Origin of the sequence: Streptomyces sp. NPDC058375 (genome assembly GCF_042723425.1) — a bacterium.
Lineage (GTDB): Bacteria > Actinomycetota > Actinomycetes > Streptomycetales > Streptomycetaceae > Streptomyces > Streptomyces durocortorensis.
Window position 1 is genome coordinate 87313 of record NZ_JBHXJG010000001.1, and the last position, 25029, is coordinate 112341.

A 25029-nucleotide genomic window follows, 5' to 3' on the forward strand; every position below is an offset into this window, starting at 1 on the left:
GGAGCGGCGGTCCGCCGGTCCGCCGCTCCGGCCCGACTACAGCCGGCCGCTCCGGCCCGGCTACAGCCGCTCGGCCAGGGCCGCCAGGAAGTCCACCACCGCGGCCGGGCCGGGCACCGACAGGTCGGCGCGTTCGGCCAGTTCGGGCACCTCGGCGCTGCCGCTGCACACCAGCAGGCCGGGGATGCCGTCCGGGCCCTCGGTCCGCAGCTTCTCCACCGCGGCGAACGCGGCGAGGTCCCCGAGGTCGTCGCCGGCGTAGATCACGGACTCGGCGTCCAGCTCCGCGACGAACCCGGCGAGCGCGACGCCCTTGTCCATGCCGGGCGGGCGCAACTCCAGGACCAGGCGGCCCGGTTCGACGATCAGCCCGTGTCTCGCGGCCAGCTCGCCGAGGGGGCCGCACAGCGTCTCGAAGGCCGCCTGCGGGTCCTCGGCGCGCCGGGTGTGGACGGCGACGGCCTGGCCCTTCTCCTCGATCCAGGTGCCGTGCCAGGCTCCGAACTCATGGAGTACGCCCGGGAGTTCGGCGCGCGCCGCGGTGACGCCCGGGTGCGGGGCGGGGGCGTGGACCGTCCCGGTCACCGCGTCCCAGCGCTCGGCGCCGTAGTGCCCGAGCACGACGAGGTGCTCCAGACCGGGGACGCCCGCGAAGCCCCCGTAGCGCACCGCGACGCCCGCCGGGCGGCCGGTGATCACGGCGATCGCGGCGACCTTCGGCGCGAGCGCGGCGAGCGCCTCGACGGTGCCCGGGTGGGCGCGGGCCTGCTCGGGGTCCGGGACGATGTCGGCGAGCGTGCCGTCGAAATCGAGCGCGACGACCGCACGGTCGGGCCGGGCGAGAACGGCGTCGAGCCCCTCGCGGCCGGCCGGGGTGGTCGGGGACGGCAGGTTTTCCGGGTGACTGCCCATGGGGCGAGCCTAACGGGTACGAGGCCCCCGCCGCCGGGTCCGGACCCGGCCGGCGCCCCCGCCCCGGCCACCCCCGCACATCTCCTCCGCACATCTCCTCGGAACATCTCCTCCGGCCCGCCGCGCTTGACAGCCATTCCCTCACGACTCCATGATTCCATTAATTGACTAATGGAATCGAGGCGAGGCGCGTGGCAGACATGACCACCCCGAACGCGACATCCGGCAGCTGGGCCCTGGAAGCCCGCGGCCTGGGCAAGCGCTACCGGCGCGGCTGGGCGCTGCGCGACTGTTCCTTCCGGATCCCGGCCGGCCGCATCTGCGGTCTGGTCGGCCCGAACGGGGCCGGCAAGTCCACCCTGCTCGGACTGGCGACCCGGCAGGTGCAGCCGACCACCGGCGAACTGCGGGTCTTCGGCGTACCGGTCGACGACCCCGCCGTGATGCCCACCTTCGCGTTCCTCGGACAGGACAAGCCGCTGTTCAAGCGGTTCACCGTGGCGGACACCCTGCGCATGGGCGCCGAGCTGAACCCCGGCTGGGACGCGGCGGCGGCGGAGCGGATCGTCCGCTCGGGCAACGTCCCGCCGCACGCGAAGGTCGGCACGCTCTCCGGCGGCCAGCGCACCCGCGTGGCCTTCGCACTCGCCTTCGGCAAGCGGCCCGACCTGCTGCTCCTGGACGAGCCGATGTCGGACCTCGACCCACTGGCCCGCGACGAGATGAGCACCCTGCTGATGGCGGAGGCCGTCGAGCGCGGCACCACGGTGGTGATGTCCTCGCACATGCTGACCGAGCTGGAGGACATGTGCGACTACCTGCTGGTCGTCGCCGAGGGCCGGATCCGGATGGCCGGTGACGCCGACGCGCTGGTCCCGGCCCACGCGCTGGTCACCGGGGTGGCCCGGGACGGCTCGCTGCCGACCGAGCTCCACCACCACACGGTCGTCGAAACCCGGCTCCAGGGACGGCAGTTCCAGGCGATGATCCGGCCGAAGGGCCCGCTCCCGGCCGACTGGGAGAGCGCCGAACCCTCCCTGGAGGAAGTCCTCCTCGCCCATCTCCGCTCCCCGGACGCGCCCTCGCTCTACACCCAGGGCGCCCGCGTCGAGGCCGAAGGGAATCAGGCCGCATGAGCACCACCCTCACCGAGAAGTCCGCCGAACCCGGCACCGGACGCCGTCTGTTGCGCGGTATGCCGTGGCTCGTCGTCCGCCAGCACCGGGTCGCGCTGGCCTGCGTCCTCGGCCTCACGCTGCTGACCGCGCTGTGGATCCTGTACGAGCGCCACGAGCTGGTGCAGCTGCTCGACGCGAAGGGCTGGCCGGAGAAGGACGCCGGCCGGCCGATGGACAACAACCGCGGCTACAACTACATCACCAGCATCATCAACGGCTTCCCGCTGATCCTCGCCGTCTTCATCGGCGCCCCGCTGATCGCGGGCGACCAGGAGAGCGGCACCGCTCAGCTCGTCACCACCCAGTCCGCGTCCCGCCGCCAGTGGCTGATCGCCAAGCTGGGCCTGGCCTACACCCTCGCGCTGGTCTCCGGCGTGGTGCTCTCGGCGCTCTTCACCTGGTGGTGGAAGCCGCATCGCTCCCTCTTCCTCAGCGAGTGGATCGACGGCGTCATCTTCGACAACACCGGGCCGGTCCTGCCCGCGTTCCTCCTCTTCCTGACCGCCGCGGGCATCACGATCGGCGCCCTGGTCCGCCGCGTGCTCCCGGCGATGGTGCTCACGTTCTTCTTCACGGCGGTCACCACCCTGTTCGTCTGGGACGAGGTACGCGTACGGCTCGGCTCCCCGAAGATGTTCACGTACCCGATGGACAGCGAACTCCCGGCCCGCTTCGACGATGCCTACGAGGTCGACCGCTGGGTCGGCAGCGCCGACGGCACCTTGTACAACTGGGGCCGCTGCGCCGAGGCGACCGAGAAGGCGCAGAACGCGTGCATCAAGGAGCACGGCATCGTCAACGACGTGATCGAGTACATCGGTTACCACCAGATGGCGGGAATGCAGTGGCTCGCGGCAGGCATCCTGCTCGCCGGAACGGCCCTGCTCACGGCGGTCACCCTGTGGCGGGTCTCCCGCCGCCCGCTGTAGGTACGGCGCGCGCCCCCTACGTAAAGTGTCGGCAATCGAGCGGAAGGTGAAGTCCGTGGTCGTGTTCCGCATCGACCGGCGCAGTGGAGTGGCGACCTATCTCCAGATCGTCCGGCAGGTCGAGCAGGCGCTGCGGATGGGAGCGCTGGAGGAGGGCGACCGGCTGCCCACCGCGGCGCAGGTCGCCGCGACCACCAAGGTCAATCCCAACACGACCCTGAAGGCCTACCGCGAACTGGAACGCATGGGCCTCGCCGAGGTGCGCCAGGGAGCGGGCACGTTCATCACGCGCTCCCTGGCCCAGCCCCAGTCCGGCCCCGACTCGCCGCTGCGGGTCGCCCTCGCGGACTGGATGACCCAGGCCCGTACCGAAGGCCTCACCGGCCAGGACGTCACGGCCCTGTTTTACTCGGCGTTCGAGAGCGCGTACCCGGGTGAGGCAACCGACTGACGCGCGGGAACTCCCGTCCGGCCAGGCGCGGTTGCAGCGGTGGCCGCTGCCGTGGGCCGGGCTGACGGCGTGCAGGATGCCGGACCCGACGACGGTGAAGGACGAGGGGTCGGTGTCGCGGCACATTCCGCCGGAACGGGCCTTGTCCACCACGGCGGTACCGACGTTGCTCCGCTTCCCGCCGTCCGCCACGGAGCTGAGCCTCGCCGTGTACTCGCAGTGCCCCGAGCCCTATACGTCGGCGATGGAACTCCCCGTTCGCGATGGGCTCGTCGTGCACCACCTTCACGGCGACGGTGCGCCCGCCCGCCGACCGGGCCAGGTACACCCGGCCCGTCCGCCCGCGCCGAGCCGGCCGGGCAGCGGACCCGGCCCGATCCGCGCCGGGTCACCGGCCGCGAGCGGCCGTATGCCCTCCATCGCCGTGTACCGCCCGCTGTCCTGGCCCGCGCCCTTGCCCCTGCTGACCCGATCCCCCGATGACCTTTCCCAGAGAAGGACGGAAACAGGAACTGGCCGGCTACGTAGGATCGCGGAAATGGGGACGAACACGGGGAACCGCCTCGGGAGCCGCTTCCGGGAGCGTGCCGTCGGCCCGGCCTGCGCGGTCCTGGCGTTCTGCGTGGTGCCGGCCGGCCTGCTGGCGGGCGCATCGGCGGGCTGGCGGGCGGCCCTGCCCATGACGGTCGCGGTGCTGGGCGTGCTCGCCGTGGCCTCCCTGCACACCCGGTGCCGGACCGCCCCGGTGACCGCCGTCGTGGTGGCCGCGAGCTCCGCCCTCGGCACCCTGTTCGGCGCCCCTCCGGTACTGGAGAAGGCGACAGGCGTCGCCACTCTGGCGGAGATCACGGGGCTTCTGCTGCTCGTCTGTCTGGTCGCCCGGTACGCAGAGACCCGGCAGGCGTTCGTGCTCTGCACCGTACTCGGGGCCCTGGCATCAACAGCGCTTCTGCGGCTCCAGATTCCCCCGACCGCGATGCAAGTCGCCACGCAGAGCGCGTTCTTCGCCCTCGGCGCCATCGCGGCGGCCGCCGCGGGCGGCGGTCTGCGCGCGCTGGAGACCCGCAGGATCCGGGCGGTGCACGAGGCCCGTCGCAGTCAACGCCTGCAACTGGCGGGCGACCTCCATGACTTCGTGGCCCATGACGTGTCGGGCATCATCGTGCTGGCACAGGCCGCGCAAGTGATCGGGACGGACCGGCCGGAGAAGGTGCTGCCCCTTCTCCAGCAGATCGAGGCCTCCGGCGTGCAGGCCCTCGGCTCCTTGGACCGTACCGTCCACATGCTCAGGTCGTCCGACGGAACCGTCCCGGCCAACCGGGGCACGGCCGACCGGAGCACGGCCGACCGGAGCCCGGCGGCGGACGCATCACAGCCGAGCGCGTACGGCCTGGCGGACATCGTGGACGTCGTCGACCGCTTCCGGAAGACGGGCGGCCGGGCCGAGGTACGCCTGGACATCGAGCGGTCGCCCGAGCGGATCGGCCGGGTTCCCCGCGAAGTGGCGGGCTCCGCCCGCCGGGTGGTGGTGGAGGCGCTGACCAACGTACGGCGGCATGCCGGAACCACGCCCTGGGTGACCGTGTCCGTGGAGCTCGGCCCCGAGCTCCCGGAGCCGGTGCTCACCGTGTCCGTGACGAACGGCCCTCCCTCCGTCGGCGAGGCCGGCGGCAGGCGCCTCGGCGACCGGGGACGGCCCGGCGCCACCGGCCTGGAGGGGCTCGCCGAACGCGCCCGGGCGCTCGGGGGAACACTGGATTTCGGCGTCCACGAGAAGCACGGCTGGCGGGTCACCGCGATCCTTCCACTGAACTGAGAAAGGGCCAGGGCGTGTCGGGCATTCCGCGGCGCCGCCTTCGGAGTCAGCCGCGGGCGCAGCGCTTGCACATCCCGCGCCGCCGGAAGTAGTAGGCGAGCGTGGCGGCGGCCAGGGCGATGCCCCAGACCGGCCAGACCATCTCCGGAACCGTCGCTCCCCAGTCGTCCTTCTGGTTGTCGAAGGCGCCCTGGAAGTGCAGCCGGATGTACACGACGCCAGCGATCGTCACCATGACCGAGACCAGCGGACTCCGGTGAGGGCCGGCCGGCGCCCGACTCGGTACGCCCGCAGCCGGTGCACGCGCCGGACGTGCGGCGCTGGTAAATGATCGCGGAGGCGACCAGGAGGCCCACCGAGCCCACCGCGAACAGCTGGTTGATCACGGTTCCAGTTGATCGCGCTGAACTTCAGCATGAAGACGTAGGCGAGGTGGCCGAGGATCCGAAGTCGGCGAGCGTGCAGAACACCGCGGCCGCCGAGAGTGCGGCGGCGCCCACCAGCACCCGCGCGGGAATCCGCCGCCGGCGCAGCGCGAGGAGCAGGGCCACCACGGAGCTGCCCAGGAACCCGCCCGCGATCCACGGCGCCAGCCGGTCACGGCCGACGTGCTCGAAGGCCGAATACTCCGGGTTGGCGTCGTCGGCGCCGAACGGGAAGCCGTCCCCGCCGAACGCCCAGTAGGTGTGGGCGAGTCCGTAGAGGAGGAGCGCGAGAAAGGCCGCGTAACCGGTCAGGGCCGTCCGGTCGAACCGCCCGTGCACCGGGTCGGGATCCACGCGCTCGGGGCCCACGCTGCTGGTGGAAGCGGTACGCGCGGCGATGGCGGGCGACACCCTGATCAGCCCCTCGCTCACCGTCAGCCTGCTCCAGCACCACCGGGAGGCCGACAGACCCAGGCCCGCGCAGCCGCTGGTCGCGCTGACGGGCCGGGAGACGGAGATCGCCCGGCTGGTCGCCCAGGGGATGACCAACGCGGAGATCGGGGCGGCGCTCTTCATCACGGCCGGTACGGCCAAGACCCATGTCGCCAACGTTCAGCGGAAGCTGAACGTCCGCAACCGGGTCGGTATCGCCGCCTGGATCTGGGGCAACGGCCTGGAGGAGCAGTGAGAAGGCCTCCACGGGGAAGGGGCCGAACTCGCGTGGGTGCCGATACCGGCCCCGCGATCGCACGGACACGTGGGTAGGCTCGTCCTCGCTCATGACAGACCGGGGGAGCGCGCATTGGAACGTCTGCACCACGACGACCCTGCATGGGCGGGGCCGTACGTCGCCCTGGCGCGACTCGCCCCGGAGCCCGATCAGGCCGTTCCCGAACACCGCTTCATCGGCCGCAGCGCCGATGGCGACCGCACGTTCCTCGTCCGCCGTCCGCTCCCCGGCTCGGACCCGGCTCGCTGGGCCATGGAGGCGGAGCATGCCCGCCGGCTTTCGATAGCGGGGTTCCTCCCGGTCGAGGAGGTCGGCGTCACGGGGGGCCTGCCCTGGTGCACGACACCGTACGTCCCCGCGCTCTCACTGCCCGCGGCCCTGCGGGCCCACGGCGGCCCGCTGCCCGAGCCTGCCGTACAGGCACTGGCCACCGCCCTCGCCGGGACGCTGGCCACGGCCCACGCCCACGGCGTGACACACGCGGGTCTGTCCCCGGCCGCCGTCCTGCTCACCGCCGATGGCCCCCGCCTGAGTTGCTTCGGAGCCGTACGGGCCGCGGCACCCGATGGCGAGCGGCGCAGCGGCCTGCCGGGCCTGGACTCCGGCAGCCTCGCCCCCGAGCAGGCATCGGGCGGACGGCCGCGTCCGCTGGGCGACGTGTACGCCCTGGGGGCGGTGCTCGCCCGGGCGAGCACCGGCCACACCGTGCCCGAAAGCGGGGAGCTGCCCACCTCGCTGCGCGCCGTGATCTCTGCATGCCTCTCGCGTGACCCCGCGAGGCGCCCCCAGGCGCACGAGGTCCTCGCCCACCTGAGGACCGGCGCGAGTGCGGCAACGTACACGCTCCCGACGGCGCATCCGCCCACCGCCCTGGATGCGACCGCTCCGGTCCCCCTACCAGCAGCCGTGGTCGCCGCGGTCGCACGCCAGTCGGCGCAGGTCCTTGCCGCCGAACTCTCCTCCTCCCCCGCTCTGGACTGACGGCTGATGTTCTCCCCACTCGCCCACGACGATCCGCACAACCTCGGCCCGTACCGCCTCATCGCCCGCCTGGGCGGCGGCGGCATGGGCACCGTCTACCTCGCCCGTTCGTCCACGGGCCGTACGGCAGCGCTGAAGACGATGCATGCCCGCATCGCCACCGACCCCGCGAGCCGCACCCGCTTCCGCCTCGAAACCGACGCGGCCCGGGTCATCGGCCCCGTCCACGGCGCCCAGGTCTTCGACGCCGATCCGCATGCCGAAACCCCATGGCTGGCCACCGAGTACGTCCTCGGACCGCCTCTCGACGACGCCGTCGCTCTCACGGGTCCGCTCCCCGAGCCGACTGTCCGCGCGCTGGGAACCCTGCTGTGCGCGGCGCTGGCCCAGCTGCACGCCTCGGAAGTCGTCCACCGCGACCTCAAACCCTCCAATATCATGATCACGGCAGACGGTCCCAAAGTCATCGACCTCGGCATCGCTCGCGCCCTCGGCGACGACCGCCTCACCCGCACCGGTACCGCCGCAGGCACGCCCGCCTTCATGTCCCCCGAACAGGCCACCGGCCAGGAACACACATCCGCGGGCGACGTCTTCGCCCTCGCCGGCGTCCTCATATACGCGGCCACCGGCCACGGGCCCTTCGGTACCGGGCAGCACGCCGACCTCATGTACCGTGTCCGCCACGCCGACCCCGACCTCACCGGAGTCCCGGCGGCCCTAATACCGGTCCTGGTCCCGTGCCTCAGCAAGAACCCCGCCGTCCGCCCCACCACGACCGAACTCGCCGCCCAACTGCGGGGCGGGCAGAACGACTTCTCCTCCAGCCTCCCCGAGCCTCTGCTCCTGGAGATCGGCCGTCGCGCCGGCAGCGTCTGGCACGCGCGGGCCCACCGCCTCCCGGCGCCCGTGGGCCACGCCCTCGCCGAAACCGTTCCGGGCAGCGAACCGACGTCTCCGTCCGTTCTGTCCCGCCGCAATATCCTGAAGTTCGGCGGGAGTTCGGTCTTCGCCGCGGCAGCGGTCGGAGCCGGAGCCTGGGCCTGGCGGGGCCGTCGGGAGGGCAGCCCTCCCGACGGCTCGGGCACCGCATCATCAAAAAGGCCCGCATGGGATCTCCTCTGGCAGGTGAAGACCAGCTACGCCGACCCTCTCGTCCCACCCGCCCCGCTCGTCCTCGATGCACTGCTCCTCGTGGGAGAGCACGGCGTACAGGGCCTGGATCCCGCAACGGGAGAGGCCAAGTGGTCGGAACCCGAGGTCTGGTTCATGCGCCGGACGGCCACGGACGGCGAGAAGCTGTACGCCGTCGACTACACCCTCGATGAGACCGGTCCGCTCACCGTTGCCACGGTCGATCCGGCCACCGGGAAGATCGACGCCCCGTTCGGCGAAGTCAAGGACCTGAGAGCGGCCCTTCACGGAACCCAACTGCTCTGCGCGACGAGTGAGGCCGTCTTCCTGGCCGCGGGACGCGGGCCCGATACGGATACCGGCTTCCACAAGGACCAGACGTGGTTCCTGCTGGCTGTCGACACCCGTACGGGCAAGGCGCTCTGGAGGGCTCCGCTCCCCGCTCGATCCCACGGCTCCGAGCGCCTGCACTTCCTTGCGGCCCGGGCCGTGGGCGCGTACCTGGTCCTCGTCCAACAGTCAGAGGACGGTGAACCGCGTCTCACCGTCCACGACGCACAGACCGGGAGGGCACTCTGGAACCGGCAGCTCGACGGCGTGCAGCCACCCTTCAGCCGGGCCCACCTGGCCGTGGACGACCGGTACGTGTATCCGTCGGCAGGTGAACTCGTCGCGCTCGGCCTGGCCGACGGCCGTGAGGGGTGGCGCTTCGAGGGGCGGACCCCGGGAGCGCTGTTCGGCCCCGCGACGGTCGACGACGGTGTCGTGTACGCGGTGGAGGAAGGCCGCGGCATGGTCGCGCTCGACGCCGCGAGCGGCACCGAGCGGTGGGCGGAGAAGAATCGCGCGGTCACAGCCGAGGACCTCGACACGCCACCCGTGGCCGGGATCGCCCACGTGTACAGCAAGGGGCCTTCCGGACTGATGGCCTCGGACATGCGAACGGGCGCCGTGTCCCGCCCCTTCAAGGCCGCCAAGGCACGGTACTTCGCCCATGTGTCCGCCGAGCGGCTCATCGCCATCGGCGACGAGTACACCGCCGCGTACCCCCTCGCCTGAGCTCACAGAAAGCCTCACCCACCATGAAGCCTCTGGAATCCGGAGACCCGATCCGTCTGGGCCCGTACCGCATCCACTCCGTGCTGGGCGAAGGAGGCATGGGCAAGGTCTACGTCGGCCAGGACGGCGAAGGGCGCGTCGCCGCCGTGAAGGTGCTGCACCCCCACCTGACGCACGACGCGGACCTCACACGTCGGTTCGTCCGCGAGGCGCAGATGGCCAGGGCGGTCACGGCCGGGACCGTGGCCCGTGTCCTGGACGCCCGGACGGAGGGCGGACGGCCCTGGATCGCCACCGAGTTCCTGACCGGTCCCACACTCGCGGACTCCGTCCGCTCCCACGGGCCGCTCGACGAACCGACGGTACGGGCCCTGGCGGCGGCGCTCGGCCGCGCGCTCCGGGACATCCACGCCGCCGGGCTCGTCCACCGGGACCTGAAGCCCGCCAACATCGTGCTCACCGCGACGGGCCCCCGCGTCATCGACTTCGGCATCGCCCGCCCCGAATACGGCCTCACGCTCACCACCACCGGCGAGACCCCCATCACCCCCGGCTACGGTGCGCCCGAGCAGGTCCTAGGCCGGCGGGTCGGCCCACCGGCCGACGTCTTCTCCCTGGGCGCCGTCCTCGTGTACGCGGCGAGCGGGCAGCACGCGTACGAAGGTTCCCACGTCGCCGCCGTGCAGTACGCGGTCGTCCACGGCACGCCGCGCCTGGACCGCGTACCGCCTGCGCTCCAGCCGCTGATCGGCCCGTGCCTCGCCCAGGATCCGGCGTTCCGGCCGGTCCCGGACCAGATCATTCGGTACTTCGCCCCGCCCCGGGGCGCCGAACGCGTCTGGCGGAAGGGGCCGATCGCGAAGGACATCACGTCCCACGAACACCGCCTCCATCAACTGACGACGCTGCCGGGCGGGCGCACACCGCATCCCGTTTCCCGTCGCCGCCTGCTGACGGGCCTCGCCGTCGGCGGTTCCGTGCTCGCCGTCGGCGGCGGCACCGCGGCATGGTGGAACCGGAAGGCGGGCGATGGCGGACCCTTCGACGTCCCTCCGGCCGTGCCGACCCCCAAGGCCCGCGTCCTGGACGCGAAGAAGGGCGACTACGTCCTCGGCGAGACCCCCGAGCCGCTCTGGAAAGCCCCGTCCGCGCTCGCCGAAAGCCCTGCGGCGCCCTTGCCCGTACGTGATGTCCTCATCGTCGCGGCGGCGAAGGGCGGCATCGCCGCGCGCAGCGTCGTCGACGGCTCGGTCCGCTGGTCGGCGCCCGACGTGGTGGCCGCCGGCCTCTACCTGTCTCTTTCCGACCGGTTGGTGGCGGCCGTGGACCGGGACGGCACGCTCGTCACCTTCGTCGCCTCGTCCGGCGAGCCCAAGTGGACGTCTCCCGCGCAGGCCGACTCGCTGCTCGCCGCAGACGCCGAAGCCGTCTATGTGATCACCGAGGACGGCCGGGTACGCGCCGTAGGCCGGTCCGATGCCAAGGTCCGCTGGACCGTGAAGGTCGACGCGGACCTCGGTGAGAAGGCAGCGTCACGCGGCCTGGCCGCACAGCGCCGACTGGTCATCACGGCTGCGGACGGTTCCGTGGTCGCCCTCGACACCGCCGACGGCCGGCAGGTCTGGCAGCACCGGCAGCTGACCGTTTCGGGCCGGGTCCAGGCCGATCAGTCGGAGGGCACTCTGTGCGTGACCGGCAAGCAGTTGTCCGCCTTCGATCTCCTCAGCGGCAAGAAGCGCTGGTCGACGGAGAGCCCGAAGCTGCCCAATGGCAATCCGGCCTTCTGGAGTTCCCCGACGATCGACGGCCAGATCGTGTACGCGACCGAGGTCATCTTCCCCGCACAGATCGACATGCGAACGGGAAAGACCACCGACTGGATCTACACCGGTCTCCTCGACTGCGATGCGGGCAGCCCCCTCGTACTGCAGGGCAATGCGCTCTGGTCGGTGGCCGCCGACGAGAAGCAGGCAGCGGTCCGGGCCTTGGACCTCTCCGCCGATCCGCAACCGACATGGATGTTCCCCGTGCTCGAGAACCCTGACCGCTACTGGCTCACGGGTGACGCGCACCGTGTCTTCGTCCTGGACGGCACATCACTCAGCGCCCTGCCGGTGTTCTGACCACGGCCTCGCCGTCAAGGCCGCGCGACCCACCACGCCCGAACGACTACTGCTGCACCAGGGACGCGGCGCCTGCGGTGGCCGCGCTGCCGACGGGGGCGTCGTCGGTGACGACCTCGACGTACGGGAAGCGCAGGCTCAGGCGGGCGGCCCGCACCGGGTCGGGCTCTACGGCGAGGTGCCGCCCCCGGCCGCCCAACAGCTCCCGGACCAGGGCGGTCACTCAGGGTGTGTCCAGTTCCACGACCACGGCCTGTCCCGACTCGGGCACCGCGTGGTCAGGGCCATGGCGATCCGGCGGGGGCCGGGCGCCCCGGCGCGGGCCCAGGGTCCTCAGTGCGGGGGCCCGCCGGGCAGGGCGGCTCGGTCGCTCGTCACAGCGCTGCTCTCTCGCGTTGTAAGGGAGTGGGCGCGGAGTGCCGGGGCACGGCGAGGCGTGCCCCGGTACCGGGCGGTCACTCGCGCATGCCCGCCAGTTCGACCGGCCGGACGCGCAGCGCGAACGACGCGGGCAGCACGGAGGCCACCATCGCGAGCAGGGCGCTCGCGCCGATCACCGCGGCGACCGTGCCCCACGGCACGACGACGTCGGACCACACGTCGAGCAGGCCGAGGGCGCTCCACACACCGAGCAGGTTCACCCCGGCGATCACCGCCCCGAGCACCGCGCCGACCGCGACCACCACCAGAGCCTCGACCCCGACGAGCCGCAGCACCTGCCCCTTCGTGGCGCCCGCCAGCCGCAGCGAGGCGAGGTCGCGGACCCGGTCCGAGGTCGCCATCATCAGGGTGTTGGCGAGCGCGATGCCCGTGTAGACCAGGGCGATGCCGAGGATCATCCACAGGCCGAGCCGGGTGTTCTCGCTGGAGCGCGGGTAGTGGGCCTCGACCCACCGGTCGCCCGTCAGGAGTTGGACGCCGGTCGCCTTCGCGGCGGCGCCGAGTGCCGCCGCCGCGCTGTCCGCGCCGTCCCGGGGCAGTGCGATGTCGACGCGGTCGACGGGGGCGCCGGCGGCGTTGCGCTCGGTGAGGTAGACGCCGTTGCTGCCGGTGCCGGTGGAGAGCACCGCCGCGATGCGCAGGTCCGCCTTGCGGCCGTCGCCGAGCCAGACGGAGACGGTGTCCCCCACCTTCGTGGTCAGCCACTCCTCGTTGACGACGATGCTGTCGTCGTCGAGGTCGGCGAGGCGGCCCGCGACGACCGGCAGGTGGGAGACGGCCGCGTGCGCCGCCGGATCGACCGCCTTGGCCTCGGACTTGACGAGGGCGACCCCTTCCTCCAGGACGGTCACCCCGGTGAACCGGGTGGCGCTGACGGTCACGCCGGGGACGGCTCCGGCGCGCCGGACGAACTCGTCGGGCAGCGCGCGGCCCTCCCCGCCGGCCGTGGCGACGTAGTCCGCGGTGATCTGCTCCCGCGCCTCGCCGGCCTTGGCCTCGCTGATCGTGGCGGTGGTGCCCATCAGGGAGGCGGCGAGGGCGACGGTAATGATGACCGGGGCGGCGACGGCGGCGGTCCTGCGAACCCCGGCGGACGCGTTCTCCCGGGCCAGCATGCCGGTCGCGCCGGGAAGCCGGGCCGGCAGCCAGGTCAGCAGCCGGGTCAGCGGTTTGACCAGGACCGGCGCGAACAGGGCGAACCCGACGATCAGCAGCATCGGCTGGGTGATGTAGGTCTTGCGCTTGAGGACGTCGCCCGGGCTGTCCAGCAGGGCCAGGGAGAGCAGCCCGAGGCCGGTCGCGAGGACCGCGCCGCCGATCAGCCAGCGGCTCACCGGCATCGCCCGGGCGTCGACCGCGGACTCGCGCAGCGCCTCCGTCGGACCGACCCGGCCGGCCCGCCACGAGGAGACGACTACCCCGCTCAGGGCGACGAACAGGCCCGTCCAGAACGCGGTGTGCAGCGGCCACGTCTGCTCGCCGATCCGGAACCAGGCGGGGGCGATGCCGACGTCGGCCATCCAGGTGGCGAGCCGGGGTGCGCCCGCCGCGCCGAGCCGGCAGCCGGCCGCCGAGGCGAGCACGCCGACGACGAACGCCTCGATGAGCACCATCCGCCGCACCTGGGAGGGGGTGGCACCGGCGGTGCGCAGCAGTCCGAACTCCCGGCGCCGCTGGGCGACCGCGAAGGAGAACGTCGAGGCGACGACGAACACCGAGACGAAGCCGGTGACGCCCGCGGCGGTGCCGAGGAGCGCGTTCACCGAGACCAGTGCCTCCTCGTCCCGGTCGGGGTCCAGGTCGGCGCGCCGGCGTTCGTCACCGGTCAGTACGTCGAACCCGGCGCCCACGGCCGCCTCGACCCGGTCGGCCGGAGCGTGCACGGCGACGGCGTCCACGTCGGGAGAGATCCGAGCGGCCTCGGCGTCGGTGAAGAACAGCGCGTTCTCGAATCCGGCCGACGCGACCGTCCCGACGACGGTGATCTGCTCGGAGCCTCGGGCGGTGGTGGCCTGCACCCGGGTGCCGGGCCGCAGCGCGTCCCCGGTGGCGACGGCCTCGCCGGGGGCGGAGGGGGCGCGTCCGGCGGTCAGTGTGTAGGGGGTGAGCCCGGCGACCGACCACGGGTGGCCGACCGTGTCCTCGCCGAGCCCGGGGCCCGAGACGGGGAAGGTGCGGTCCTCGACGGCCTTGCCGAGCGCCGCGAGCTTCGCGGTGACGGCGGCCGGGACCGCCGCGGGGTCGGTGATCGTCTGCGTACGTTCCCCGATGGGCGTGTCCGCCCGTACGAGGTCGGAGGTCTTCACGACGACCGGCGCCTTCACGAACCGCTCGGGCCCGCGGTCCGGAGCGTCGAAGGTCGCCGCGAGGGCCAGCCCCGTGGTGGCGATGAGGCCGACGCCGAGGGCGAGGGCGATGAACGAGCCGATGAACGTGACCCAGCGGGTCCGCATTCCCTGCAGAGCGAGCTTCAGCACGGGAGGGCCGCCAGTCCGGTCATGTGCGCGGCGACCTGCTCGGCCGTCGGGGCGAACAGCTCGTCGTGGACCCGGCCGTCGGTGAGGAACAGCACCCGGTCCGCGAAGGAGGCGGCCACCGGGTCGTGCGTCACCATGATGACGGTCTGTCCCTGGTCGACCATCTGCCGCAGCAGCGTGAGCACTTCACGGCTGGTGGTGGTGTCCAGAGCGCCGGTCGGCTCGTCGCCGAAGAGCACGTCCGGCCGGGTGACCAGGGCGCGGGCGAGCGCCACCCGCTGCTGCTGGCCGCCGGACATCTCACTGGGCCGGTGCCCGGCCCGCTCGCGCAGCCCCACCTTCCCCAGCACGTCCAGGACATCGCTCCGCCTGGGGCGGCGGCCGGCGAGCCGCAGCGGCAGCGCCACGTTCTGCTCGGCGGTGAGCGAGGGCAGCAGGTTGAACGCCTGGAAGACGAAGCCGATGCGGTCCCGCCGCAGCAGCGTGAGCTTCTTCTCGCTCAGCTTGCTCAGGTCGGTCTCCCCAAGCAGCACCTCGCCGCTGGAGGGCCGGTCCAGGCCCGCGGTGCACTGGAGGAAGGTCGACTTGCCGGAGCCCGAGGGCCCCATGACGGCGGTGAACGTACCCCGGGGAATGTCCAGGGAGACGTTGTCCAGGGCGGTGACGGCGCTCGCGCCCTTGCCGTAGGAGCGGGTGACCGAACGGAGTCGGACGGCTGCTTGATTCATGGTGTCCACTCCATCGGGCCCGGATCCGGCGCACATCGCAGCCGGACGGAGTCTTCGGGGTGGAGGTAGCTCCACCCTGATGTGCACGGTGGTTGTACCGGGTGGAAGGCGGCAGGGCCCTGGGCGGCGACAGGAAGGTGCGCGGGCAGCCTCCTGCCGCAGGCCAGGTCCACTCAGGCCCGGTCAGGCCAGGCCAGGTCAGGTCAGGTCAGGTCAGCGAGGCGCCGACCAGCACCGTGGAGCGACGGACACGGTCCGTCAACGCCTCAACGCCTCAACGCCCCACACGACCGCGGGGTGGCGGGAGGCGGCTCGGAAGGACGGCCCGCCGACTGGGTGGTCCGCGCGTTCTCGGGCCTCATATCGTGCCCCCATGCACTCACCCAGCCTCCGGCAGGCCCTGCACCAGCGCCGATACCTCCGGAGCAGCTGGCCGTGGCGCTGCGCCCTGTACTTCCTGACCAGCGTGCCGCTCGGCGCCGCCCTGCTGGTCTGCCTGCTCGTCCTCGCGCTGACCGGCAGCCTGCTGACCGTGGTCCTCGTCGGGGTGCCTCTGCTGCTGACGCTCGTTCTCGCCGGGCTGCCCGTCGCGCATGTGGAGCGGCGCCGGCTGCGCCTGATCGACCCGGCCGTACCGCTGGACGACGCCCACCAGGATCCGCCGCGCACCGGGCCGGCCGCCTGGCTGCGCACCCGCCTCCAGGAGCGCTCCACCTGGCGGGAGTTGGGATACGCCCTCCTCTTCGGCTGCCTCCTGTGGCTCCTGGAGGCCGCCGTCATCGGCACGGTCCTCGGGGTGAGCGGGGGGCTGATATCCACCCCCCTGGTCATGGCGATGGCAGGCGGCGGCGAGGAGGCACGCGTCATCAAGCTGTGGCTGGTCCACTCCTACCCGGCGGCGTTCGCCGTCGCCCTGGCCGGGGTGCTCCTGCTCCCGCTGCTGGCCTATCCGCTCGGCCTGCTCGCGGTGGGCCGCGCCCAGCTCACCCGCCTCCTGCTGGATGCGTCTCCCCGGCAGGACGACGTACGGGTCCAGGAGCTGAGCCGGTCGCGGATGCGCCTGGTGACCGCCTTCGAGGCCGAGCGCCGCCGCATCGAACGCGACCTGCACGACGGTGCCCAGCAGCGGCTGGTCGCCCTGTCGATGCACTTGGGCCTGGCCCGCCTCGACGCCCGCGAGGAGCCCCTCGCCGGGCTCCTGGCCCAAGCCCACGGGGAGGCCCAGGCCGCCCTGGTCGAGCTGCGGGAACTGATCCAGGGCATCCACCCCCGGATCCTCACCGACCGGGGTCTGGCAGCGGCCATCGAGGACATGGCCGACCGCTCCCCCGTCCCGGTCGACCTCGATCTCGACCTGCCCCACCGCTTCCTCGAAGCGGTCGAGTCCGCCGTCTACTTCGCGGTGTGCGAGGCGCTGGCGAACGTCGCCAAGCACAGCCGGGCGACCCGGGCCACCGTCGAGGCGCGCGTCGACGGAGGCCAACTCGTCGTCCGCGTACAGGACAACGGCGTGGGAGGCGCGGACGAGGCCGACGGCACCGGGCTGGAGGGAGTCGCGGATCGCATCTCCGTCCTCGGCGGCCACTTGCTAGTGTCCTCACCGTCCGGCGGCCCCACGGCCTTCCGCCTCCTCGTACCCTGCACCCCGGCTCCGGACCCCCGACCCGACTCCCCGCCGGCCCGATAACCGATAGAGGAACCAGATGTTGCGCATCGTGCTGGCCGAGGACAGCGTGCTGCTGCGGGAGGGCCTCGTCGGCCTCATGGAGCGCTTCGGCCACCAGGTCCTCGCCGGCGTCGGCACGGCGGACGAACTCATGACGGCCGTCGCCGAGCACGACCCCGACATCGTCGTCACCGATGTACGGATGCCGCCGGGCTTCTCCGACGAAGGGCTGCGGGCCGCGCTGCGACTGCGCGAGAAGAACCCCCGGCTGCCCGTCCTCGTCCTGAGCCAGTACGTCCAGCGCGCCTACGCCGAGGAGCTGCTCGACTCCTGCGACGGAACCCACGTCGGCTACCTCCTCAAGGAGCGCGTCGGCAACGTCGAGGAGTTCACCGAAGCCCTCCGGCGGGTCGCCGCCGGCGCGACCGTCGTCGACCCCGAAGTGGTCCGCCAGCTCCTCCGCCACCACCGCGACCCGCTCACCAAGCTGACCCCCCGCGAGCAGGAGGTCCTCGCCCTGATGGCCGAGGGCCGGTCCAACGCCTCCGTCGCCGCGGCCCTGCACGTCAGCGAGGGCACCGTCAGCAAGCACTTCGGCTCCATCCTCACCAAACTGGACCTGAACCTGTCCGACGCCACCAACCGCCGGGTCCTCGCCGTCCTGGCCTACTTGCGCGGCTGACCTTCCGGGGGCGTTACGGTGCCCCCCTCGTCCGGGTCCGCTCGGCCGGCATCGGGGGTGGCGCAGGGCCTGGCCGATTCCGCCGCGCCCGGCCGGATGGAAGCCATGGCCGGGGAAGCTGAAGGAACGGCCTTGGAGTTGTGCGCTCAGCCGCGAGATCCTGGTCGGCCGCACCCTCGCGGGTGGGCTGGAGGCCGTACGCCCGTCCGACGGGAAGCCGTTGTGGAAGGCGGCCTCCCCCTCCCCCGGCGACCGGGCCGCGACCAGCAACCGGGGCGTGGTCCTGCCGGGCCGCGGCAGCAGCCCGCTGATCCAGGACGATGTCGTCGTCACCATGGAGGCCGGTGTGGTCAGGGGACGTGCGGCCACGGACGGGAAGGTCCGCTGGGAGAGCGACACGGGTGGCGGCGAGGAGACCGAGCTCTTCGGCGACCCGCTGCTCGGCGACAAGGTCGCGTTCTTCAGCCTCGGCGGCGGCGCGGCAAGCGTATACGCGGTGGACGTCCGCAGCGGCGAACGGCTGTGGGTGGAGGGATTCACCTCGCACGACGCGCCGACGGCCGGGTACGGACTGTAGCGCGCCGAGACCTTCGTGGAGGGCAGGCTCATCGCCGTGACCGACGGCGGCCTGGTCGCGTTCGACGGCAAAACCGGGGAGCGAACACCGGTGATCGTGCCGGGCGACGAAAGCTGCGCCGCGATGCGCGTCCACGGTGGTCAGGTGTACTGCGACATCGAGGGCCAGGACCCCGCAGTCCTGGACGCGGTCACGCTACGCCCGGTCCCGGCGGACCAGGACCCGAACGCCCGTGCCCCGCGGGCCCAGCGCGTGGTCGCCGCCGGGAGGCGCGAGTACGGGCTGGAACCGAACGCGTCCAGGGGCGCGGTTGAACTCACCGCCCTCTCGGCCCCCGGCGTCGGCCGGTCTTCGCGCACCGTCGGCGCGCTGCCCGGACAGGAAGCGGACCAGGCCGAGTCGGCGAAGGCCGGCTACCTCCACTCGGAGCCGGACGTCGTCGGATCCACCGCGCTCTTCGCCGACAACCGGAACCTCTACACCCTGCCCCTGCGCGGCGGCGAGAGCGCACGGCACGAGATCGAGGGAGCGCCCGGGTACGTACCGCCCGGCGGTTCCGGTGCCGGAACCGACGACTTCGGAGAGTTCGACGACGTGGCGAACAAGGTCTGGGCGCAGGCGTACGACGCGACGGCGCTCACGGCGACCGATGTCATGGTGGGTTCGCCGGGCTTCATGTCGCCCGAGCACGTCAACGGCGACCGGTCGGTGACCGGCGCGTCCGATGTGTTCTGCCTGGGAGCGGTACTCCGCTTCGCCGCCACCGGCCACGGACCGTTCGAGGACACCGAACTCGCCGCGATCGTGCACCGCATCGCCCAGGGGCGGCCCGACCTCTCCCGGGTGCCGGAGGAGCTGCGGCAGACCGTGGCCGACTGCCTGCACCGGGATCCCGCCAGCAGGCCGACGACCGCCGAGCTGATCCGGGCGCTCGACACCTCGTCCCGGCCGGAGCGACCGGGCGTCCCGCACGCGTCGACCCCCGGCGCCTTCTCCTGGCCGGACGACGTGCGCGAGCTGATCGGTACGTACGAGACCGCCGTGGCGGCGGCTCTGGAAGCACCCCCGATGCCCCGGACCGCCCCGACTCCTGCCCCGACCGGCGCCGTTCAGGGCTCGCTGCACGGGCAGAGCGCGGGGGCGGACACGACGCACCGGACGGGCAGCCGGAGCTGGGGCGGTCCCGCACCGGGAGGCCGGCGTGGGCGCGCGGCCGCCGGCTGCGCCTGGCCTTCGCCATGGGAGCGGTCCTGCTCTCCGGAGTGCTGGCGGCCGCCCTGCTGGTCCTCCCGGACGACGACCCCGGACCGAGGACCCCGGGCACCGCCGCTCCGGCACCGGAACGCAGTGCTGGGGAGAGCGGCGAGAGCACCGCCCCTCGGCCACGCAGCCCGCGCGCACCGCGGCCGTAACCGTCAGCGGGATGACGGACTTCGGGCCCGACAGCCTGGACCGAACCCTCCAACCCGAGGACTGGCGCCCGTGGGCAGCCTCCTTCGAAGGTCCCGGCCGCTGACGACTGCGCGCTCAGCGGCGATGTCATCGTCTGCCGGCTCCGGGACGAGGCGACACGGCAGACCCGGCTGGAGGTGCGCGACGCCTCCGACGGCTCCCGGCTGTGGGGCTATCCCGCCGAAGGCGTGCCCACCGGCCTCCTCGGTGTCGGCGGCCTCGACGTCGACGACCGGCACGCGTATGCACCGCAGCCGACGGGGACGGGTTCGACGTGCTGAACCTGCCCGACGGAAAGCCGGTCGCCCGTCTCCCGGGCCGGACCGGGTACGACTCCTCGGGGGCCCGCGTCCACGACGGGCGGGTCTTCGTCTCGTACGCAGGCGGCGGCAGAGCGGGGAGCAGCACCAACATGCAATTCCGCGCGTACGACACCGACGACCGCGCCCAGGTCTGGGAGCGGGTGATCCCCTGGGCGTTCCCGTCCAGTCTTGACGTCGTGGGCGACCGCGTGTGGCTTACCGGCAGCCGGGCGACCTCCACCCTCGACCCGGCGACCGGCAAGACACTGGCCGAGATTCCCAGGAACTGCGACCGCCGCATCCGCAACGCCCCCTACGACATCTGCGGCGGCGCCATCATGGACGCGCGGACCCTGCGACCGGCTCGATGAGGTCGCGGATGCCCTCGACGCTGGGCGACTTGTCGCACTGGCGATGAAGGATGCGCCGGTCGCGGTCGGCGCCTAGGCGCAGCAGCACGTACAAAATGCGTACTGGCCCCCGGCGGTGATCTGACACTGTTGGCGAATGGTTGTAAGCACTTCTTTGTGTCCCAGGTCGGAAGGTGATGTGACTCCGCCGACGGGCGCAAGCAGTGGATCTGGCTCTACTCGATCCTGGTGGGTGGCATGTCGCGCCGCGCAGAGCGCGCTCCAGGCGGATCAGCTTGCGTGTAGCCGACGCATCCTCGACGCTTCAGGGATGATCGATACGGGGCTCGCGCAACGGATCGTGCTCGTCACCGGAGGCAGCGGAGGAATCGGCGGGGCAATTAGTCGTGCCTTCGCTGCTGAGAACGCTCGCGTGGCCGTGCACTACTACGTCCCGGAGGAAGCGTCACCTCCGGGCAGGGAATGGGAGCATGTGACTCCTCCGGCAAAGGCGGCGGAGGATCTGGCGCGGAAGCTTGGCGAGGCCATCACCGTTGCGGCCGATCTTTCCGCAGGGGACGCCGCTGAGCGTTTGTTCGACCACGTTGAAGCCCGGCTCGGGCCCGTTGATGTGCTGGTGAACAATGCTGCCCATTGTGAGAGTCCAGATACCATCGATGCACTGACTGCAGCTGGTCTGGAGCGCCATTACCAGGTCAATGTCGCCGCACCGGCGTTGCTGACGTCCGAACTCGCACGCCGTGCACGTGACGGTCAGTCTCCCTGCGTGGTGAACATCTCCACCGACGCCGCACGCGCATTCCCCGGCCAGATCGGTTATGGCACGTCCAAGGCAGCTCTGGAAGCGTTCACCCGTGCTGCCGCACTTGATCTCGGGCGTTCAGGGATCAGGGTCAATGCCGTGGCGCCTGGGCCCGTGCAGACCGGTTGGATGGACGCCGCGCTGATCGACCAGGTTCGGGAGAACGTACCTATGGGACGGCCGGGCGAGCCGGAAGACATCGCCGACGCTGTCGTGTTTCTGGCTTCCCGCCAAGCGCGGTGGATCACCGGACAGGTTCTGCAGGTGGCCGGCGGGCACGCTTTGTGAAGCCGTCTCCCTCCGGCTGGGAGGTCCGCTCTTACTCGGTGGGGCGGAGGGCTGACAGGTGAGACGCGGGTGCGGGCTCGTGGGATATCGGTCCACCAGGCGTTAAGACGGTGGAAGTTCATCGCGGTGGCGGTGAGCTGGTGCTGTAGCCGGGCCTTGGCCAGCCCGTGATAGCGGCATCGCCGCAGGCCGAAAGCACGGACGCCCTGGGAGATGGTGCCTTCGACACCCGCCCGGTGTGCATACTGCTCCTCCCACTCCTGGGTGTCTTCCTGGGCTCGTGCATGCTCGATCACCTCCTGCTCCGCCCGGGGACGGAGGTTGATCCGGCGCCCCATCGTGGCGTTCGTGCCGGCACGGGTGCACTGCTCCCGGTCCTTGCAGGGACGGCAGAGCCCCAACGGGAACCGTGCCCGGACAACGGCTGCTCCCTGCTGGGAGCGGTCTTCCCGCCAGTTGCTGGTGGTCTTGCCGTTGGGGCAGGTCACCCGCCGGTTGTCCCAGTCGATGGTGAAGTCGGTCTGGGAGAAGCCTTCGGCGTCCTTGGTCTGCCAGCTGGTGGACGCGAGGATCGGGCCCACCAGGTCGACCTCGTGGTCCCGGCGGGCGGTGACCACCTCTCGCGCTGTCGCATATCCGGCGTCGACCAGGTGCTGGCCGGGCAGGAGGTCGCGTTCGGCGAGGTGGGCGTCAATCGGGCCGACCAGGCGCACGTCCTGGACGGTGGAGTCGGTGGTGGCAACGTGGGTGATCAGGTTCGGGCTGTCTGGTTCGCAGGTCCCGGTGAGGTGGACCTTGTAGCCGTCCCAGAAGGTGCCGCGCTTCACGCTCCCCCGCGCGTCGGTGTCGTAGGGCGTGACCAGCCGGTCCGCGCCCGGTGGGCGGTCCTTGAGGTCCCGGCACCGGACCTGCCCGTCGTCGACGAAGTACTGCTGGACCCACATCTGCCGCAGGGTCTGGACCCGGTCAAGCAGCCTCAGGGACGCAGGGGCGTCGGGTCCGTGCAGGGCCGCCAGCAGCCTCATCCCGTCGGGGCCGATCTGCTCGAACAGCTCGGTCTGCTTGGCCTTTCCCTCGGGCAGGCGGGTGTCTTCGAACCGGATCGCATACCGGGCGAACCAGTCGGCCGGAACCCAGGCGGCCAGCCACTCCGGCTCGCTGTCGGGCCACGCTGTTCAGCGCGGCCCGCAGAGTCTCGCCGAGCCGCACCAGGCCGTTGATCTGTCGCGTGGCGGAGAGCACGATCGTGGAGTCCGTGCGAGCACGGCCGCCAGCCTTGAGCAGGCCGTGCTCCGCAGCGGCCCCAAGAACTCGGTCCAGGAGCTGGACCCCGGCGTCTCCGGTGATCCGCCGGTCCCTGAACTCAGTCAGCACCGAGTGGCCGAAGCCCGGATCGCCCCGGCTCCAGCCCGAGGAGATACTTCCAGTCCAGCCGCCCGCGCACAGCGTCTGCGGCCTGCCGGTCCGAGAGCCCCGCGGCGAACTGCATGACCGACACCAGCGCCAGCCTGCCTGGCGACCACGCTGGCTTCCCCCGACTCGGGTACAACTCGGCGAAGTCCGCATCCGAGAACAACTCGCCCAGCTCATCACGTATCCGCATCGCCAGGCTGCCCTTCGGGAACACAGCCCGCGCCACCCAGGCCGTCTCCTCTGGAACCCCATCGATCTTCCTGGCGTGCAACGACACCGACACCCTCCCCAAACACAACGTCGGCCTTCACGACCACAACGGGTCATGAAGGCCGACGTCACGTTCAGGCCCCGGATTCGCCAACAGTGTCGTGATCTTGCCGGGGGCCAGTCGCGTACCGCATTTGATCTGCGGTTTTCCAGCTGAGCCGCCTTCGGGATTCGAACCCGAGACCTACGCATTACGAGGGCCTGCAAGATCGTGACGGTGGGTGGCGAATGATGCTGTCTGAACCTGATTTCCCTGGTCAGCTAAGTGCGAGCGCCCACAAGGTGCCAGCCAGACCCGATCCGTGCCGCCCCGTCCGCTCACGCACCGCTCACGCGCGCTGGACGTTCGACAGCCTGCTGCGACAGAGCCTGAGCTCCCGAGACGAAGAACGCAGCACGCACTGCCGCCATCATCATTTCCCCCGTTGTCCCATGCGCCCCCTCGTCATGGATTCATCGAACCCCTCCTGTGGCAGCTCAGTAGTGGAGTCGCCAGCGGTCCCGCCTCACTCAGAGCTGCCCGCCCACCGCCCGGCAGGTCTGCCGGTCACAAGCGTGCTCGATGCGCGCCGTCGAATCGTCCGTGCGGAGGAAGAGGACGAACTCGCAGCCCCCCACCATTCCTTTCTCCTTCGCCAGCACTCGCAGGCTGGAGAGCTGGGCCGCACTCGTCGCTCGCTTGAGAACGATAGGCGTGGGGTGACCAGCCATGGAAAAGGTTCGGACCATGGGGGCCTGCCGCATTCCGAGCTGCCACGTAAGCCAGCTGCTGACGACGACGCCGCTGCCCCGGAGAATGTCCTTGTCCACAGTGAGACGGACCCCGAAGACGTTTCCGGCGGGATCTGCGGCCATGGTTGCCGGCCGTACCGGCTCGCTCTCCTCGATCGGAACCGCCCCGCGCGCGACAAGGTCGATCAACCCGTCGTCCGTCGTGCCCACCCTGTCGTCCAGCAGACACTGCTGAAGGCGCCACAACGTCACTGGGTACCGCTCACTGACCTTCACGAAGAGAGCCTCCCTGGGCAACGGCCCCAGTTCGGTCAGCACCGCTACGAAAGCCTCCACGGCGTTCGGGTACGGAGTGACGTTCAGGTGAGGCCATTCAGCCAGCGCCCACTTGCCCTCCAGACGGAGCTGCACGAACCTCTCGTCCCGCCTGAGCGCCTCGGATACAGCGGGCTTCCGCCTGATTCCGGTCGGTTCCACCAACTCCTCAGCCCGGCAGGGCTCGCCATTCGCCAGCAGGTAGAGGTAAGCCGCGTCCCTACCGCGGGCGCGACGGCGTAGCCAAGAGCCCTCGAAGCCGGGGACCAGAGGGCTGTTTGGATGCCCGAGAATATCCAGCACAGGGACCTCGCCGGGTACACCAGCGCTCGCGAAGGTCACCGCCACGTCCTCCCCACGCAGCGGCGCCTCCCCCACCCCAACTCGCAGCAGCATCTCCAGGGCGCTCGGATTGCGTGTCCACCAGCCGTTCAGACGACCAGCCCAAGTCAATGGAGGCTCAGCCCCGATGTCTTGGAGGAGAAGACCGACACCAACGTGCTCGTGCACGGCCAACACCGCGGCCACCTCGGACTCGGGTACCGCCGGGCGCACGGTGAGGGCCATGAGCCGATCCCGCCAGTCGTCGACGAAGGCGTCGGCGAAGGCGCAGAGATGCTCCCGTGCCTGCAGAAGCAACTGGCGAACCCTTTCGCGGCTCATCTCGTGCTCCTGCCCGATACTCCCGAGCGTTCCCCCGCTGGCACGTTCCTCGACCATGCGACGCGACCGAGAGGGGAGAGCACGCCAAGCAGCGCCGAGCCAGTCGTCGTCA

Annotated in this window: 20 protein-coding genes and 3 pseudogenes; 15 read left to right on the forward strand and 8 right to left on the reverse strand. The window is 71.6% G+C overall.

Annotated features, from left to right (window positions below):
- Positions 1-60: 60 nt before the first annotated feature.
- Positions 61-912: a trehalose-phosphatase gene (otsB, locus tag ACFWM7_RS00415; RefSeq protein ID WP_383253317.1), complete on the reverse strand. Its 852-nt coding sequence runs from the start codon at positions 910-912 to the stop codon at positions 61-63.
- Positions 913-1103: 191 nt separating this feature from the next.
- Between otsB and ACFWM7_RS00420 the strand changes: the two genes are divergently transcribed.
- The 4 genes from ACFWM7_RS00420 to ACFWM7_RS00435 all read left to right on the forward strand — a co-directional run bounded on the left by ACFWM7_RS00420 (position 1104) and on the right by ACFWM7_RS00435 (position 5286).
- The gene (locus ACFWM7_RS00420) at positions 1104-2048 is read left to right on the forward strand and encodes an ABC transporter ATP-binding protein (RefSeq protein WP_383253319.1); all 945 of its coding nucleotides are present in this window, start codon (positions 1104-1106) and stop codon (positions 2046-2048) included.
- Positions 2045-3019 (forward strand): ABC transporter permease, encoded by a 975-nt coding sequence (locus ACFWM7_RS00425; RefSeq protein ID WP_383253322.1) that lies wholly within the window; start codon positions 2045-2047, stop codon positions 3017-3019. The genes ACFWM7_RS00420 and ACFWM7_RS00425 overlap by 4 nt, the downstream gene beginning before the upstream one ends.
- A 46-nt stretch (positions 3020-3065) precedes the next feature.
- A complete protein-coding gene (locus ACFWM7_RS00430; protein ID WP_383253401.1) occupies positions 3066-3470 on the forward strand; it encodes a GntR family transcriptional regulator in 405 nt (134 codons plus the stop codon).
- 538 nt (positions 3471-4008) lie between these two features.
- A complete protein-coding gene (locus tag ACFWM7_RS00435) occupies positions 4009-5286 on the forward strand; it encodes a sensor histidine kinase (RefSeq protein ID WP_383253324.1) in 1278 nt (425 codons plus the stop codon).
- A 46-nt stretch (positions 5287-5332) separates the two neighbouring features.
- On the opposite strand, the gene ACFWM7_RS00440 is transcribed toward ACFWM7_RS00435, so the two are convergent.
- Both ACFWM7_RS00440 and ACFWM7_RS00445 read right to left on the reverse strand, forming a co-directional pair.
- The gene (locus ACFWM7_RS00440; protein ID WP_383253326.1) at positions 5333-5521 is read right to left on the reverse strand and encodes a hypothetical protein; all 189 of its coding nucleotides are present in this window, start codon (positions 5519-5521) and stop codon (positions 5333-5335) included.
- 175 nt (positions 5522-5696) lie between these two features.
- The gene (locus ACFWM7_RS00445) at positions 5697-6080 is read right to left on the reverse strand and encodes a hypothetical protein (protein ID WP_383253327.1); all 384 of its coding nucleotides are present in this window, start codon (positions 6078-6080) and stop codon (positions 5697-5699) included.
- Here ACFWM7_RS00445 and ACFWM7_RS00450 point away from each other — a divergent pair.
- From ACFWM7_RS00450 to ACFWM7_RS00465, 4 genes and pseudogenes are all read left to right on the forward strand, one after another.
- Positions 6067-6399 (forward strand): annotated as a pseudogene (locus tag ACFWM7_RS00450) (response regulator transcription factor); the annotation flags it as partial. The gene ACFWM7_RS00445 and the pseudogene ACFWM7_RS00450 overlap by 14 nt on opposite strands.
- 114 nt (positions 6400-6513) lie before the next feature.
- Positions 6514-7422 carry a serine/threonine protein kinase gene (locus ACFWM7_RS00455; protein ID WP_383253329.1) on the forward strand — a complete coding sequence of 303 codons (909 nt, stop codon included), beginning with the start codon at positions 6514-6516 and terminating at the stop codon, positions 7420-7422.
- A gap of 6 nt (positions 7423-7428) precedes the next feature.
- Positions 7429-9615 (forward strand): PQQ-binding-like beta-propeller repeat protein, encoded by a 2187-nt coding sequence (locus tag ACFWM7_RS00460; RefSeq protein ID WP_383253331.1) that lies wholly within the window; start codon positions 7429-7431, stop codon positions 9613-9615.
- 23 nt (positions 9616-9638) lie between these two features.
- The gene (locus tag ACFWM7_RS00465) at positions 9639-11738 is read left to right on the forward strand and encodes a protein kinase (protein ID WP_383253333.1); all 2100 of its coding nucleotides are present in this window, start codon (positions 9639-9641) and stop codon (positions 11736-11738) included.
- 46 nt (positions 11739-11784) lie between these two features.
- Here ACFWM7_RS00465 and ACFWM7_RS00470 read toward each other — a convergent pair whose 3' ends face one another.
- The 3 genes from ACFWM7_RS00470 to ACFWM7_RS00480 form a co-directional block, all read right to left on the reverse strand.
- Positions 11785-11961, reverse strand: a complete 177-nt coding sequence (locus ACFWM7_RS00470) for a hypothetical protein (RefSeq protein ID WP_383253335.1) — start codon at positions 11959-11961, stop codon at positions 11785-11787.
- A 232-nt stretch (positions 11962-12193) separates the two neighbouring features.
- Positions 12194-14656 (reverse strand): FtsX-like permease family protein, encoded by a 2463-nt coding sequence (locus tag ACFWM7_RS00475; protein WP_383253337.1) that lies wholly within the window; start codon positions 14654-14656, stop codon positions 12194-12196.
- On the reverse strand, positions 14650-15384 hold the full coding sequence (locus tag ACFWM7_RS00480; protein ID WP_383253340.1) for an ABC transporter ATP-binding protein: 735 nt from the start codon (positions 15382-15384) through the stop codon (positions 14650-14652). The genes ACFWM7_RS00475 and ACFWM7_RS00480 overlap by 7 nt, the downstream gene beginning before the upstream one ends.
- Before the next feature lie 373 nt (positions 15385-15757).
- Between ACFWM7_RS00480 and ACFWM7_RS00485 the strand changes: the two genes are divergently transcribed.
- The 7 genes and pseudogenes from ACFWM7_RS00485 (at position 15758) to ACFWM7_RS00515 (ending at position 21524) form a co-directional block, all read left to right on the forward strand.
- Positions 15758-17071, forward strand: a complete 1314-nt coding sequence (locus tag ACFWM7_RS00485) for a sensor histidine kinase (RefSeq protein ID WP_383253342.1) — start codon at positions 15758-15760, stop codon at positions 17069-17071.
- A 16-nt stretch (positions 17072-17087) separates the two neighbouring features.
- The gene (locus ACFWM7_RS00490; RefSeq protein ID WP_383253344.1) at positions 17088-17732 is read left to right on the forward strand and encodes a LuxR C-terminal-related transcriptional regulator; all 645 of its coding nucleotides are present in this window, start codon (positions 17088-17090) and stop codon (positions 17730-17732) included.
- Between the two features lie 118 nt (positions 17733-17850).
- Complete coding sequence (locus ACFWM7_RS00495; protein WP_383253404.1) at positions 17851-18309, forward strand: PQQ-binding-like beta-propeller repeat protein; 459 nt, start codon at positions 17851-17853, stop codon at positions 18307-18309.
- 654 nt (positions 18310-18963) lie between these two features.
- Positions 18964-19230, forward strand: a pseudogene (locus ACFWM7_RS00500) (protein kinase); the annotation flags it as partial.
- Positions 19231-19898: 668 nt separating this feature from the next.
- Positions 19899-20042, forward strand: coding sequence for a hypothetical protein (locus ACFWM7_RS00505; RefSeq protein ID WP_383253406.1), 144 nt, complete (start codon positions 19899-19901; stop codon positions 20040-20042).
- The gene (locus ACFWM7_RS00510; protein ID WP_383253408.1) at positions 20036-20434 is read left to right on the forward strand and encodes a hypothetical protein; all 399 of its coding nucleotides are present in this window, start codon (positions 20036-20038) and stop codon (positions 20432-20434) included. The genes ACFWM7_RS00505 and ACFWM7_RS00510 overlap by 7 nt, the downstream gene beginning before the upstream one ends.
- A 310-nt stretch (positions 20435-20744) precedes the next feature.
- The gene (locus tag ACFWM7_RS00515) at positions 20745-21524 is read left to right on the forward strand and encodes an SDR family NAD(P)-dependent oxidoreductase (RefSeq protein WP_383253346.1); all 780 of its coding nucleotides are present in this window, start codon (positions 20745-20747) and stop codon (positions 21522-21524) included.
- A gap of 31 nt (positions 21525-21555) precedes the next feature.
- Here ACFWM7_RS00515 and ACFWM7_RS00520 read toward each other — a convergent pair.
- Both ACFWM7_RS00520 and ACFWM7_RS00525 read right to left on the reverse strand, forming a co-directional pair.
- Positions 21556-23214, reverse strand: a pseudogene (locus ACFWM7_RS00520) (IS1182 family transposase).
- Between the two features lie 503 nt (positions 23215-23717).
- Positions 23718-24974 carry an RNA polymerase subunit sigma-70 gene (locus ACFWM7_RS00525; RefSeq protein ID WP_383253348.1) on the reverse strand — a complete coding sequence of 419 codons (1257 nt, stop codon included), beginning with the start codon at positions 24972-24974 and terminating at the stop codon, positions 23718-23720.
- Positions 24975-25029: the final 55 nt, after the last annotated feature.

Bases quoted from the DNA above. Each gene is read 5' to 3' on its own strand.
- otsB (WP_383253317.1), bottom strand. From the start codon at position 912: ATGGGCAGTCACCCGGAAAACCTGCCGTCCCCGACCACCCCGGCCGGC.
- ACFWM7_RS00425 (WP_383253322.1), top strand. From the start codon at position 2,045: ATGAGCACCACCCTCACCGAGAAGTCCGCCGAACCCGGCACCGGACGC.
- ACFWM7_RS00435 (WP_383253324.1), top strand. From the start codon at position 4,009: ATGGGGACGAACACGGGGAACCGCCTCGGGAGCCGCTTCCGGGAGCGT.
- ACFWM7_RS00440 (WP_383253326.1), bottom strand. From the start codon at position 5,521: ATGGTGACGATCGCTGGCGTCGTGTACATCCGGCTGCACTTCCAGGGC.
- ACFWM7_RS00460 (WP_383253331.1), top strand. From the start codon at position 7,429: ATGTTCTCCCCACTCGCCCACGACGATCCGCACAACCTCGGCCCGTAC.
- ACFWM7_RS00465 (WP_383253333.1), top strand. From the start codon at position 9,639: ATGAAGCCTCTGGAATCCGGAGACCCGATCCGTCTGGGCCCGTACCGC.
- ACFWM7_RS00480 (WP_383253340.1), bottom strand. From the start codon at position 15,384: ATGAATCAAGCAGCCGTCCGACTCCGTTCGGTCACCCGCTCCTACGGC.
- ACFWM7_RS00485 (WP_383253342.1), top strand. From the start codon at position 15,758: ATGCACTCACCCAGCCTCCGGCAGGCCCTGCACCAGCGCCGATACCTC.
- ACFWM7_RS00490 (WP_383253344.1), top strand. From the start codon at position 17,088: ATGTTGCGCATCGTGCTGGCCGAGGACAGCGTGCTGCTGCGGGAGGGC.
- ACFWM7_RS00515 (WP_383253346.1), top strand. From the start codon at position 20,745: ATGATCGATACGGGGCTCGCGCAACGGATCGTGCTCGTCACCGGAGGC.
- ACFWM7_RS00525 (WP_383253348.1), bottom strand. From the start codon at position 24,974: ATGGTCGAGGAACGTGCCAGCGGGGGAACGCTCGGGAGTATCGGGCAG.